This window comes from Neobacillus cucumis, from assembly GCF_023715505.1.
Genome location: NZ_JAMBOH010000001.1, coordinates 46,308 through 59,756, shown reverse-complemented (window position 1 = coordinate 59,756; position 13,449 = coordinate 46,308). Strand labels below are relative to the sequence as shown.

Below are 13,449 nucleotides of genomic sequence, written 5' to 3'. Positions count from 1 at the left end.
CCTTGAACAGCCCCGACAAGCATAAGACGCTCAGGGAAAGAAAGGCGTTCTTTGCCTTCATATCCTGAGTGGCTGTAGACCATCGAGGGGCTAGGTGCTGGAGTTGGACGTCGATAGTCCATTTATTAAGAGTTATCCACAAGCCAAAATTTTATCATTTCACTAACGATAAAAAAGAAGCCGGTCAAGATGACCGGCTTTAAGTATTAATTTAATAATCCCTCTTTTTCTAAAAACTCTTTGGCAACCTTAGCCGGAGACTGTTTAAGACTGTCAACCTTGTAGTTCAGTTCCCGCATTTTTTCATCCGTTAGTTTTCCGGATAAGCTATTGAGTACTTTTTTCAATTCAGGATGCTCTTTTAAAGTTTCCTCTTTTATAATCGGCACCGCATAATACGGTGGAAAAAACTGCTGGTCATCTTTTAATACCTTTAAGTCAAACGCTTGAAGTAAACCATCGGTGGAAAAGGCATCAATAACATCACTTTTATGATTTTTTAAGGCAGTGTAGCGCAAGCCGCCATCGATTGCTTTAACATCCTTGAATGCCATATTATAGGTTTTTGAAAGTCCAATTAACCCATCTTCACGGTTTGGAAATTCAATGGTAGGACCCATAATTAAGTTTCCGCTTACCTTAGCTAAGTCTGAGATAGTATTTAGACCATACTCTTTTGCCGTATCTTGTCGAACGGCTAACGCATATGTGTTATTAAATCCAAGCGGCTTTAATAGTTCCATTCCATATTTTTGCTTAAATTCTTTCTGCACATAATTATAGACTTTATCTGGATCACTTTCCGGAGGCTGATTTAAAATATTGACCAAACCTGTGCCCGTATACTCTACATACATGTCAATATCTCCAGAATTTAATGCACCAAAAGCGACCTGTGTACCCCCTAGATTTAATTTACGTTCTACCTGTATATCCGTCTTAGCTTCTATTACATCAGCCAGCATATTACCTAATATTAATTGCTCACTAAAGTTCTTTGAACCAATAACAATTTTATCCTCAGCTTGTGCAGTAGAATATGCTTTAAATCCTACAGCTGCAACCAATAAAATAGCGGCAAAGGCAATTAATGACCTTTTTGCTGTTTTTCCCTTTTTCGATATTGATTTTTGCTTGCTAGTATAAGAAAGAGATGATTCTAGTTTACCAACTGCGAAATCAATGAGCAGAGCGAGAATACAAGCTGGAATTGCTCCGGCCAAAATCATGTGATTATCAACAGTTTGAACCCCTGAGAATACCAGGTATCCAAGTCCACCTGCTCCAACGAAAGCCGCAATAGTCATTAAACCGACTGCTGTTACCGCTGAAATTCTGATACCCGCCATAATCATTGGGAAGGCCAGTGGCAACTGTACCTTTTTCATCGTTTGACTCTTGGTCAGACCAATACCTTTGGCGGCTTCCAGAATGTCTCCATCAATATTTGTTAAACCTGTATAAGTGTTTTTAACGATTGGAAGTAAGGAATAAAGTACAACCATTACAATGGCAGGCGTACTGCCGATTCCGATAAACGGGATGAGAAAACCAAGTAAGGCTAAACTTGGAATAGCCTGAATTACGTTTGTGGTCCCAATTATCGGTTTTGAGAGTTTAGGTTCATTTGAAATTAATATTCCTAATGGAATCCCAATAATTATGGCAATTAAAACGGACACAATACTTAAATATAAATGCTCTCCAAGTAAGCTAAGGATTTGACTATAGTTGTCTGTAAGATAATTCCAAAATCCGCTCATTAAAATGCCACCTCCAAATCAATTAATTGACTGCTTAACGCAGATAAGATACTGCTTCTTGTTATTAAACCTGTTAATTGGCTGGTACTGTTTACAACAGGCAGATATCCGATTTTATGTTCGTTCATAGTGGCTAACACTGAGATTAAATTGGCATCCTCTGAAACAGACAGGACATTTTGTTCCATAACCATTTCAATAGATAAATTACGATTGAGTAATTGGATACTTTTTAATGTCACAAGGCCTCTTAGGATATTATGTTTGTCTGTCACCATTAAACTATCAACCTTATGATCCTTCATAACCTCAATGGCCTGCAAAACAGTACGCATCGCGGTTATTTTAACAGGATTTTGGATCATGATATCCTCGGCCATTAATAATTCTGGATTATTCCAAACCCTTCTTTTTCCAATAAAGTCTTCGACAAATTGATTAGCTGGATTTTTAAGAATATTTTCCGGAGTGTCATATTGAAGAATATCTCCATCTTTTAAAATACAAATTTTATCAGCTATTTTTATCGCTTCATCCATATCATGGGTAACGAAAATAATCGTTTTGTTTAATTCCTTCTGCATTTGGAACAATTCATCTTGAAGGGAGCTTCTGGTTACAGGGTCTAGTGCACTGAAAGGCTCATCCATCAGAATAATATCAGAGTTAGTGGAAAAGGCTCTCGCAACACCAATTCTTTGCTGCTGCCCGCCACTTAATTCCTTCGGGTATCGATGTAAATATTCTTTTGGCTCGAGGCCTACCAATTCCAGTAAGTCATTTGTCTTTTTCTCAATCGAAGCAGGGTCTTCGCCCTTTAACTTCGGTATTAATTCCAAATTCTCCTTGATCGACATATGTGGAAATAGACCGGTGTTTTGAATAACGTAGCCAATGTTACGGCGGAGTTCAATAGGATTCATTGAGGTGATATCAGTTCCATTTACAAAAATCTGCCCGGAAGATGGTTGGATTAACTTATTAATCATTTTTAATAGTGTGGTTTTTCCGCAGCCACTTGGACCAATAAAGACAACTAACTGTCCCGCATCAATTTTTAATGAAAATGGATTGATAATAGTTTTAGTACGGTATTTCTTAACAATGTTTTTGAATTCAATCAATTTCATTCCCCCTTAAATTTATTAGATTGATATAGTGACAACTTGATTGTAACATATAAGTTGTTGGTTGTCGACCTCAGATGAAACTAATGAGGATATACCCAGTGAAACTAAAAATGAAACCATGTTTTTTATGAGAGAATATTTGCAATATTTTTATTGTAAAATGTAAAATAAAGATATGAAAAAAGTTACGATAAAAGAGGAGAATTAACTTGAGCTTTGTCCGGGACAAATTCAGTGCGAAGTTTTTCCTTTTCTTCGCGATTGCCTTTATTTTGATTCATGTACCGATAATAGGAAACTATGTAAAAATAATTAATACACTTATCCATGAAACGGGTCATGCAATCATTGCTCTATTTGGGGGAAAGGTGGAAACCATTTCTTTATTTATGAACTCTGAAGGAGCAACGATTAGCGATCAATCAACATGGTTGGGCAGTTTTTTTACAAGTCTTGCGGGCTATACGTTCGCATCCTTCATGGCCTTTTTGTCTTTTTTGCTATTAAGGAGAAAAAAGGTGATATTGCTGATTGACATTTTACTAGCGTTTATTTTTTTAAATTTGATATTTTGGGTGCGTAATCCCTATGGTATATTTTGGCTCTTTTCTTTTGCATGTGCCTTCCTGTTTTTACTCATTAAAGGGAGTAAGGGTGTCAGAGACCACCTTTTATTGTTAATTGCAGCAATTCTATTAGTGGATTCTCTACAAAGCACATATGAAATTTTATTCCTTAGCGTTTTACAGCCACAAGCTTCCGGGGATGCAGCTAATCTTGCCCAGTTAACAGGGTTTCTTCCTGCGGCCTTTTGGGGGCTGTTTTTCTTCCTGCAAGCACTTTGGTTTTGTTTTTATGGATTTAAACGAGGTTATTACAAGGTAGGGGTATAAACGAAGGCGGACCTAGCTCTCAATTGAGTAAGTCCACCTTATTCAAGCGTTACTTTCGTAAATCTTTTTTAGTGATTTCGCTGCGTATGCTAGTTTCTTTGGAGAATTCAGTATCCTGTTTTTTGTTGTTAGGATATTTATTCATACGTTCCCGATTATCATTGCGGTTGGTCATTAAAAATTCCTCCTTTCTATATTTATGGTGCTTATTTTGCACCTGGAGTGTTTTTTTTATCTAGGTTTTATTTCTCGAACTAAGCTAAAAGATCAGAGCATATATTATCCAAAACGATAAAAGTCCGAAATGGAGTGATGGGTCAGGATGATAGAAGTGATTAGAACACGTAGAAATATTAAAAAGTTTAAACCGGATGAAGTGAAAGAGGAAGACCTTATGACTTGGCTGCAGGCTGCGTCAATGGCACCTAATCATCGCATGACAGAACCGTGGGAAATCCTTTTTCTCGGGAAGGAAACAAGAGAAAAATTAAACCATAAAACAAACTTTGGCAATGCCCCTGTGGTTATGGCTGTTTTATCAAAGAATGGTAGGACACATATAGAATTGACAGAAAATGCATTAGCGACAGCATGCTTTATTCAAAATTTTAACTTAGCTGCTTGGGCAGACGGTGTGGGGACATTTTGGTCATCAATCGGGGCATCAGAGAGAAACAGGGAAATACTTGGAGTTCCAGATGGATATGAAGTTATCGGTGTATTAGGGGTTGGCTATCCAGAAATAATTCCAGAGCCAAAACCGCGAAAACCGATTTCTGAAAAGATTAAAAGGTTACCTTAAAGTAAAATCCAGCCAATGTTCTCGGATGGCTGGATTTTATTTTTAAGAATCAAATTAGTGTTGGAGAACCGGAGCTATTTTTAAAAAAATCTCGATACTCGGTTGTGAGATTATCCATAATAGTTTGCACAGGTAGTATATCTTTAATTTCGGCCACTCGTGCCCCCGCAAAAACAAGACCATTCTCGACATCACCATCCATGGATGTAAGAAGTGAATCAAGTGTGCAAAACCGATAGGAACAATTCTTCAAACAATCTTGACATTTAGTGATTTTTACTTTATTTTCGCCGGAAATAAGGTTGGAAAAGTTATTCTTAATGGCCCTTCCTTGTAAACCAACGGTTGTTTTAACCAATACTAAATCCTCATTATTTGCATTAACATATTTTTGCTTAAAAGCAAATGGTGCATCACATTCCTCACTTGCTACAAACCGGGTTCCCATCTGTACTCCAGCGGCACCCAAGGCTATTGCCTTTGCAATATCTTCTCCGTTCATAATTCCTCCGGCAGCAATTACTGGTATGGATACTGATTCTACTACCTCTGGCAGGATATCAAACATTGGGCGATCTGTACCAAGATGGCCTCCTGCTTCAAAGCCTTCAACGACAACAGCAGAGGCACCTAATCGTTCTGAAATCCTCGCTAACTTTGCAGAGGAAACTATTGAGATTACAGGAATTCCTGCTTGTTTACCCCAGCTGTACATATCTCTTGAAATGCCTGCACCGGAGATTATAAAATCGACCTTTTCTTCAAGGGCAGCCTTCATTTTTTCCGCAAAGTCATTCATGGCAAATAGAACATTCACGCCAATAAAACCTTTATTTGTAATTAGGTCCTTTGCTTTTCTTATATGTGTTCGCATCTCCTCGACGGAAATACCAGTTCCGGAAATAATTCCAATACCTCCTGCATTAGCAACAGCAGAAGCTAACTTGCTAAGCGAAATACCAACCCCCATTCCTCCTTGGAGAATCGGAACCTTTGGCATCATATGCCCTATTTTTAACTGTGGAAAATTCAAATGATTACCCCTTTTCATAAAAATAAGAAACTTCCCATGAATCTTACCATGGAAAGAGGAGGATGTAAGTGATAATTGTTACCTGGTCATAAATGTAAGTTATAGACACTTGTATTATTAATTTTAAAAAAATATTCGATTTTATCTGCTATTTGCGATATATTAAGCAAATAGAAAGAAAAGAGTAAATCAGGATGTACTGAAAATTGAATAAGAAGCGTTTAACAAAAACAAACTAAGCGTTATGGAAAAAGAATTGGATGGTGTCTTGTATGGTAAGACTTTTTACGGATATTGACTTAGACGGTCTCGGATGCGGGCTGATAGCCAAAATCGCCTTTGGTGACAAGGCAAATGTTTATTACTGTTCTTATCGAAATTTAAATAAACGAGTGGAATCAGTTATAACACATCCTGGTAATAATCAGGAAGAAATTTTTATAACCGATTTAGCGGTGAATGAGTCGGTCGAGAAAATGCTTGAAGATCGATATCGGCAGGGGAGACCTGTTCAGATGATTGATCATCATGTGACTGCCTTACATTTTAATCAATATAAATGGGGAAAGGTGATTCCAGAATATGATAATGGTAAAAAGACATGTGCAACCTCATTATTTTATGATTATTTAATCGAACATAAAAAAATGGAAAGAAGTCAGGCTTTAGAGGAGTTTATTGATTTAGTCCGTCAGTATGATACCTGGGAGTGGGATGAAAATAACAATGTCACAGCAAAGCGGTTAAATGACTTATTTTACATACTGAACAGAGAACAGTTTGAAGAAGAAATGCTAAAGCGCCTGACTGAAAATAAAGAATCCTTTTCGTTAACAGACACGGAAAATATGATTCTTGATCTTGAGGAACAAAAGATTAATCGATATATCCACTCAAAGAGCAGACAGACAATACAGTCTGTTGTGAATAATTATTGTATTGGAATCGTCCATGCAGAACAATATTTGTCTGAGCTTGGCAACGCGTTAAATAATATTTATCCTCATTTAGATATGATTGTCCTTTTAAATGTCTCGGGTAAGAAAATGGGCTTCCGGACCATCCATGATGAAGTGAATGTGGCAGAGTTTGCACAAAAATTTGGTGGTGGGGGACATCCCAAGGCATCTGGAGCGGATTTGTCTAAAGAAGCCTTCGAGACTTTTGTTGTAGAGGTATTTGGCTTAAACCCACTGAAGCCAGACACCGACCGGAACGAATTTAATGTAAAGGAATCTGTAATCGGTACAAGTTATCAAAACCATAATGGGGAGATTTCTTATATTGTTCCAACAGGGGATGGAAATTTTTATATTGTCCATAATGGGGAAAGGGAAGCACCTCTGTATTCCAGTTTCCCTGAAGCTGAGCGCAATCTGAAAAGAAATTATGCTTCATGGCTCCGATTTGACCAAGAATATTTGAAACAGTTGTCAGCATTTCTTCATCTATCCATAGATGATTTGAAAGAAAACTATAACGAAATCCTTAGTAATAACTTTGTCGATATTATGAATGTATAAGAGCTTAGGACTCCTAAGTTCTTTTTTTTGTGTTTAAGGTTTTCTTAAGGCTTAACTGGTAAATTATTCTTAGGTAAATAGTATAGTTATTTTAGAATTGTAATTTAGGTGCAATAGTTGGTAAAAACTAATACATACTACTGTAATATTTTTATGCTATTCTTGGTATAAGGATAATTTTCTTCATTTTAACAAAGTATAAAAGGTTTTCTATTGTGATGATGATTAACACTAAATAGCTTATTACGATACCTTTTTGAACGAAAAACAACCGAGGTGATAAAATGGCTGCAACTTCAAAAAGGAGTAAATTCTTTGACAATGCCAAATTTATTTTAATTTTTCTTGTTGTTTTCGGGCATATCATTAGTCCGCTTAAGGAGCAGAATGGAATACTTTTTACATTGTATACCGCAATATTTTTATTCCATATGCCGGCATTTATCTTAATCTCAGGATACTTTGCAAAAGGGTATAAAAAGAAGGGCTACTTCAAGAAGTCAGTAAAGAAGATATTAATACCATATTTTATCTTTCAAATTATTTACTCCATTTATTATTATCTAATTGGTAAGGAAGAGAAGTTAGCTTTTGACTTCTTACATCCGCATTGGTCATTATGGTTTTTGTTAAGTTTATTCTTTTGGAATTTGTTGTTATATGCCTTTGCTAAGCTAAAGTGGCTGGGTTTTGGAGTAGCGATCATATTAGGAATTGCGATCGGTTACGTAGAGGATGCCGGGAGTTTCTTAAGCCTTTCAAGAACCTTTGTCTTTTTCCCTTATTTCTTATTAGGCTTTTTACTAAATGCTAATCAGTTAAAACGGGTTGTACGGGCTAAGTATTCACTTCCAATTGGAATATTAGTCATTATCGCGACCATGTTGTTCTTCGGATTAGGTTTTCCTAAAGATGCAGTACCATGGCTGTTAGGAGATACCTCTTACGCGAATATGGGCGGGATGCAATGGTCGGATGGACTTGTGCGGATTATCCAGTATGCTCTTACATTATTGGTTGTGTTTGGATTTTTAGCTTTAATTCCTTCAACACAATATAAACTTACAAAGATTGGTGAAAGAACATTATACGTTTATTTATTTCATGGTTTTATTATAAAATCAATCCAAGTAATCGTGCCGGATGAAGGTTTAGCTTTTCTATCAGGAAACTACATTTTACTTTTCTTCCTGTCGTTTTTCATCTGTCAAATACTCGGCAGTTATTTTATAAAAAAATATACACGGCCGCTTGTGGAGCTTAAGGTTAAAACTGGATAAGGATTATAAAAGTCGAACGTACGGTACGTTCGACTTTTGCTTTATAGAAAACCTAAAAGGCTGCTCATAAAATTCTTCTTTTTCCGTTTAGCTTTTGTTTGTTCAAAGACGATAGGTTTTTCAGTTTGTAATGGTGAGTTCAATTCGTTCAGCTGGCCTTGAAGATGTTCCATTTGCTGGGTTAATTTTTTAACTTGATCTTGTAACTCCTCTATTTCCCGGCGATGCTGGAGCAATTGATAAGAGGCAACGGAATCTGCTTTTGCATGTAAACTAAGCTCTAACTCCTGGACCTTCTCAAATAATTTTTCCATTGCTTTATCATTTTCAACTGCCTTTACAGTCCCTTTTCGGATGCTTTTTTTCTCACCAACTGGGCTGATTTCATGAAGAAGTGTTCCTGCCTGCAGTTTTTCGTGAATTTCTTTTAATTGGTGAATATCCTCGCTGCTAAAATGATAGTGTCCTCGTTCATTTTTTTCCATAGGCAGCTCAAGCTGCTTTACCCATCTCTGGATGGTGCTCGCGGATACTCCTAATAATTTTGCTACTTCACTAGTATTCATGCCGCATCCCCCTTAATGATAGAATAACCCTAAAAACCAAGAGTGACGAACGATAAAGTAATCCTATAATAATAAAGGAACATGACAATAAATAATAAGTAATGAACTTACGTCCAAAACTTCCACCATCTCTTTTCTTTTGTAGCGGCTACATCACGAAAATTGGTTAACATTTGTTGGAAGGCTAATTCTCTTTGGGTAACTTCGTTTCGGTATTGATTTCGCTCCTCAATTAAGATTTCACGGTCTTTTGTAATCGCTTCAGCTAGATTGGAGACTTCGTTGTTAGTGACATCCACATAATGGGAAAGTTCTTCAGAAGTCTCCGATAGCTGCTTTGAAAGTGAAAAGATTTCTTCTGAGGTTTCTAATGATGCATATGTCATTTTATTTGACAGCTGCTTCAAGCTGTCTGTCGTTTCCTCTGATATTTTGTCTACAGACTCGGATAATTGTTGAATCTCTGCCTTAGTATTTTCTGAGGATTTATAAATGGAATCAGAGATTGATTTTACGGTTACATAAGTACCTTTTGTAATTTCTTTTCTTACTTCGTCTAGAACCTCTTTGCGCATCACACTTCGAATTTCATCCTTTACTTCACTTAAAAACGTTTTTTTGTAGGTTTCCATAGCCTCAAAAAAAAGGTCCGTATTTTTCATGGCGAGCTCCTCAATTGGCACCGGTGTTATGCCCTCTTCAGGACCAGGTTCTAATGGTAATTCGTGATCGGGAGCGCTGGACTTTTCTAGGGTAATGTCTAAAGAGACCCCGGGTTCCGAGGGCATGGCTTCTTCCGGGAGGATTTCTGTAAAATCCTCTTGCATAGCTGGTATCTCGACATCCTTAGGATCTTCAATTTTTTGAATTTCTTGGCGGATCGCTTCTTTACTAACCTTTTTGTCAGCCATCTGTTTTATTTCTAACAATAATTCAATCTCTAAATCCGTATATTTCCTAGCTCCCTGTTTTGTACGAGGGATATCAAGTAAATCTTCAAAGTCTTGTTCCCATTTTCGTAATGTCCCAGGAGATACATTTATTTTTTTAGAAACTTCTTTTAAGGTATAGGTCTTCATAAGATTCATTCCTCTCTCTATTTATATAGGAAAATTTTTTGGTCATATATCTAGTTATTCACCATCGGCTATATATTTTTCCTGCTGCTTGACAAAAGCTATCAAAACAAGACTGAAAATACGAAATAACAACATTTTTTTGCAAAAAGAGCGTTGAATACAAAAAGAAGAGAAGTGCCGTTATTCCACAGTGGAATAACGGCACTTCTCTATTATTGTCTATTTAACTAATCCAAGCGACTTCAAGCCATTAAATATACCGGAGTTTGAAACATCAGTTGTTCTATGCTTGGCATATTGGAAAATATCAGGATGTCCGTTGCCCATTGCAAAGCTTTCCCCAACAGCTTGGAGCATTTCTTTATCGTTCATCCCATCGCCGAAGGCAATAGCACTTTCCTTGGGGATGTTGAGATATTTTAATAGCAATTGAATCCCATACCCTTTATTGATTTTATCTCTGATTACATCATAGGAATGCTTCAGGCCTTCAACATTTACTTGGGATAAATGGATTCCGGCCTCATTTTCATATAGAGGCACATCCTCAGGTTTTAGATTAATCAGGGTAATTCCTAAAACATCACGATTAAACTCGGGGCCATATGCTTCATTTTTATGGAAGTGAAACACCTCAATAAATTTTTGGATAATTGGGTCTTCAAGGTTGGTGAAGACATTTTCTTTATTTGTATAGAGGACGGCATCATGTTTATGCTCCCTAGCAATCGTAAGGTAACGATTTATTAAGGATCGTTCTAACGGTTCCTGAAAGATATCTTCACCTTTATATACTGCATTGGCTCCGTTATAACCAATAAAAGAGCGAATGTTCAATTCCGAGGCTAAATCGTCGATTTCATGGAGCGGCCTTCCTGTAGCTAGAAAAACCTCTATTCCCTTATCCTGAACTTGGGAAACAGCTTCTTTTGTTGAGTCCTCAATTCGGTTATCTGGCGTCACAAGTGTGCCATCAATATCTAGGAATAAGACTTTATACATTGTCATCATGATGCTCCTTTTTTAAAAGTTATGAATAGTTTACCACTTTTTGAACGGAGATATCATCTCTAAATGACCGAATGACACATCCTCTAATAGGAAAAAGTAATCTAGAATCTTCCAATCTAATTGAAGTGAGGAGTTATAGATGATAAGACTATTTATTATGTTCTTAAGTATTGCCATTACGGCTTCCCCGGTCAGAGTAACTGCTGCCCAGAAAGTACCAATCCTTATTTATCATTCTATTGCTGAATATTCGGGGACAGGATCAAAGGAGCTTTATGTCACGCCAGAAAACTTTGAAAAACAAATGATATACCTGAGGGACCATGGTTTTACTTTATTAACGTTTGAAGAATGGCACGAAGCAATCAAAGTAAAAAAGCCAATTTTTATCACCTTTGATGATGGATATAAAAATAATTTAACAGTGTTTGCTATTTTTCAAAAGCTGCAAACAAGGGAGTTTAAACCGAAAGGGACCATTTTTGTCATTTCTGATTTTATTGGCAGAGCTAATCGTTTATCAAGAGAGGATATAAGACGAATTACAGACTCAGGCTTAATTTCGATTCAGTCGCATACTGCTACCCATCCTGATTTAACGACATCAAATAATCTTACTTACGAACTCAAAGAATCACAAGAAAAAATTCAGCGGATTACTGAGAAAAAAGTAATTGCACTTGCATATCCCTACGGAAACACAAATAAACAAGTGGTGACTGAAACGAAAAAGTATTATTTGTATGGATTGACCACCACCCCTGGTCCCTATACACCATTAGGGATAAAAAATGAACAATATTTGCTTCCTCGTACGTATGTTAAATATTCTACTACCATTGAGGAGTTTGCCAAAATAGTAGAGGTTGAATAAACAAAAACAAATTCTTTTTATACAAGGAAGCTGTTTTCATCGAAAAATTTTGTTGGGAATTTCTATTTTTACTAGGCACGAATATCCTCTTATAGAGGGGGGATTAGGATGTCTGGTACCATAAGCGTGTGGGAGGAGCATTTATTTTGGCTCGAAATTCTCCAAGATCATGCTATTTTTGTCCGTGATCATTTATCGGTGACTGAAAGAAATGAGATTTCTATTGCAGAAGGATTTAATCAAGCCTTCCAAGGCTTACTTGGAAATTTAAAACTATTAAATCCAACATTAAGTATCGTCTCAAATGAAATGGTGGAGTTTGCCAAACAAGCTCATGCCACTGCCTATGATTATTTCCGATTTGAAGGACATTTACAAAATCTAAGGATTAAAAACGAAGTAAACCTAAACTTGTCACCAACTTATTTGAATGGCACGTTAAATGAAAATCAAGAATATTTACGTCAATTATCTTTCTTCGCCAATGGTCAGCAGCCGGTTCCGCTGCGGCTGGATCAACTTTTAGATTTGTGGCTGGAGGACCAGCTAGGGCATATTATTCTATTGAGAAATATTGTCGATCCGATTGAATTGTCTGTTGATCGACAAACAGACCTATATGCGCAAAGGTTTCAAATGTTTATATTGCAAAATCATCACATAAAAGGTTTCCTTCGCTTTACAGAACGGGGGTTCCCGCGTCAAAAAGAACTGGCTTTAGAAGTAGGGAGAACGGTGATTGAAATGAATCAGTATATTCGTTCGATTGTTGAAAAATATATGGGGAATAGAATATTAAATAAAACAACCCTTAGATTTCTCGAACACCATTTCCCTGAGACCTGTTATTTTATTAAAAAATTGGCGGATTTTGCCCCCGAACTAAATGAAGAGAGTGTTCATTGTTTATTACGTAAACCATCATTTGGATAGAAAAAGCTGTGCAAGCTGCTGGGGCGCTTTGCACAATTTTTTTGTAAATTAGATCTGAGAAAAACTGCAATGATACCACATTGTAAACTTTGGGAAACTTGGATGTAATCAAATACCGCTATAATAGGGTAAATATAGGCGAATCTATTAGGGTGGGTGTTTTTTATGGAAGAAACCATGGCGAAATCATACTTACAAAAATCATTAGACGAGTGGAAGGATGATATTTCCGTAGTCTTAGCTGAAATTGCCAAAGAATATGATGAAGTGGCACAGGAATTAAAGGTTTATTCGTATAAGTATGGAATTACGAAACAAGTCATTCAATCAACAGTCAATGAAGAGATTATTGAAAAAATTCGTGAAATGTATCATAAACCCTTTGAAGAAAGCTATAACCAATTAAAAGAATACATAAAAGATTTAGAGGAAAAACGAAGAGTTTTTCAAATGTTTATTCAAAAAATTGAAGAGGTAACCAAAAAGGAATCAGCTAAAATAACAACTTACTAAGATCAGAAGGGCAGCCAATAACAATTTGGCTGCCCTTCTTTTTTGGAAA

At 36.6% G+C, this 13,449-nt stretch carries 14 protein-coding genes; 7 read left to right on the top strand and 7 right to left on the bottom strand.

The annotated features are described in order from the left end of the window. Nucleotides 1-206: 206 nt before the first annotated feature. Both M3226_RS00320 and M3226_RS00315 read right to left on the bottom strand, forming a co-directional pair. Nucleotides 207-1,763, bottom strand: a complete 1,557-nt coding sequence (locus M3226_RS00320; protein WP_251561551.1) for an ABC transporter permease/substrate-binding protein — start codon at nucleotides 1,761-1,763, stop codon at nucleotides 207-209. After that, complete coding sequence (locus M3226_RS00315; protein ID WP_251561549.1) at nucleotides 1,763-2,893, bottom strand: ABC transporter ATP-binding protein; 1,131 nt, start codon at nucleotides 2,891-2,893, stop codon at nucleotides 1,763-1,765. The genes M3226_RS00320 and M3226_RS00315 overlap by 1 nt, the downstream gene beginning before the upstream one ends. Before the next feature lie 209 nt (nucleotides 2,894-3,102). On the opposite strand from M3226_RS00315, the gene M3226_RS00310 reads away from it, so the two are divergent. Continuing rightward, the gene (locus tag M3226_RS00310; RefSeq protein ID WP_251561546.1) at nucleotides 3,103-3,786 is read left to right on the top strand and encodes a M50 family metallopeptidase; all 684 of its coding nucleotides are present in this window, start codon (nucleotides 3,103-3,105) and stop codon (nucleotides 3,784-3,786) included. A gap of 49 nt (nucleotides 3,787-3,835) precedes the next feature. Here the strand turns inward: M3226_RS00310 and M3226_RS32115 are convergent, their stop codons facing one another. After that, nucleotides 3,836-3,961, bottom strand: a complete 126-nt coding sequence (locus tag M3226_RS32115; protein WP_255286607.1) for a hypothetical protein — start codon at nucleotides 3,959-3,961, stop codon at nucleotides 3,836-3,838. A gap of 147 nt (nucleotides 3,962-4,108) precedes the next feature. On the opposite strand from M3226_RS32115, the gene M3226_RS00305 reads away from it, so the two are divergent. Then, complete coding sequence (locus tag M3226_RS00305; protein WP_251561544.1) at nucleotides 4,109-4,588, top strand: nitroreductase family protein; 480 nt, start codon at nucleotides 4,109-4,111, stop codon at nucleotides 4,586-4,588. Nucleotides 4,589-4,637: 49 nt separating this feature from the next. On the opposite strand, the gene M3226_RS00300 is transcribed toward M3226_RS00305, so the two are convergent. After that, nucleotides 4,638-5,639: an NAD(P)H-dependent flavin oxidoreductase gene (locus M3226_RS00300; protein WP_251561542.1), complete on the bottom strand. Its 1,002-nt coding sequence runs from the start codon at nucleotides 5,637-5,639 to the stop codon at nucleotides 4,638-4,640. 254 nt (nucleotides 5,640-5,893) lie between these two features. On the opposite strand from M3226_RS00300, the gene M3226_RS00295 reads away from it, so the two are divergent. Both M3226_RS00295 and M3226_RS00290 read left to right on the top strand, forming a co-directional pair. After that, entirely contained in the window at nucleotides 5,894-7,144 is a 1,251-nt protein-coding gene (locus M3226_RS00295) for a DHH family phosphoesterase (RefSeq protein ID WP_251561540.1), read from the top strand. A gap of 284 nt (nucleotides 7,145-7,428) precedes the next feature. Beyond that, nucleotides 7,429-8,424 (top strand): acyltransferase family protein, encoded by a 996-nt coding sequence (locus M3226_RS00290; protein WP_251561538.1) that lies wholly within the window; start codon nucleotides 7,429-7,431, stop codon nucleotides 8,422-8,424. Nucleotides 8,425-8,465: 41 nt separating this feature from the next. Here M3226_RS00290 and M3226_RS00285 read toward each other — a convergent pair whose 3' ends face one another. From M3226_RS00285 to M3226_RS00275, 3 genes are all read right to left on the bottom strand, one after another. Then, nucleotides 8,466-8,990 (bottom strand): MerR family transcriptional regulator, encoded by a 525-nt coding sequence (locus tag M3226_RS00285; RefSeq protein WP_251561536.1) that lies wholly within the window; start codon nucleotides 8,988-8,990, stop codon nucleotides 8,466-8,468. A gap of 107 nt (nucleotides 8,991-9,097) precedes the next feature. After that, nucleotides 9,098-10,069, bottom strand: coding sequence for a MerR family transcriptional regulator (locus tag M3226_RS00280; protein WP_251561534.1), 972 nt, complete (start codon nucleotides 10,067-10,069; stop codon nucleotides 9,098-9,100). A 219-nt stretch (nucleotides 10,070-10,288) separates the two neighbouring features. Next, nucleotides 10,289-11,080 carry an HAD family hydrolase gene (locus tag M3226_RS00275; protein WP_308211914.1) on the bottom strand — a complete coding sequence of 264 codons (792 nt, stop codon included), beginning with the start codon at nucleotides 11,078-11,080 and terminating at the stop codon, nucleotides 10,289-10,291. A gap of 139 nt (nucleotides 11,081-11,219) precedes the next feature. Here M3226_RS00275 and M3226_RS00270 point away from each other — a divergent pair, with 139 nt between their 5' ends. The 3 genes from M3226_RS00270 (at nucleotide 11,220) to M3226_RS00260 (ending at nucleotide 13,400) form a co-directional block, all read left to right on the top strand. Further along, the gene (locus M3226_RS00270; RefSeq protein WP_251561533.1) at nucleotides 11,220-11,954 is read left to right on the top strand and encodes a polysaccharide deacetylase family protein; all 735 of its coding nucleotides are present in this window, start codon (nucleotides 11,220-11,222) and stop codon (nucleotides 11,952-11,954) included. A 108-nt stretch (nucleotides 11,955-12,062) separates the two neighbouring features. Beyond that, nucleotides 12,063-12,887, top strand: a complete 825-nt coding sequence (locus tag M3226_RS00265) for a DUF2935 domain-containing protein (RefSeq protein WP_251561531.1) — start codon at nucleotides 12,063-12,065, stop codon at nucleotides 12,885-12,887. Nucleotides 12,888-13,052: 165 nt separating this feature from the next. Further along, nucleotides 13,053-13,400, top strand: a complete 348-nt coding sequence (locus tag M3226_RS00260; protein WP_251561529.1) for a hypothetical protein — start codon at nucleotides 13,053-13,055, stop codon at nucleotides 13,398-13,400. Nucleotides 13,401-13,449: the final 49 nt, after the last annotated feature.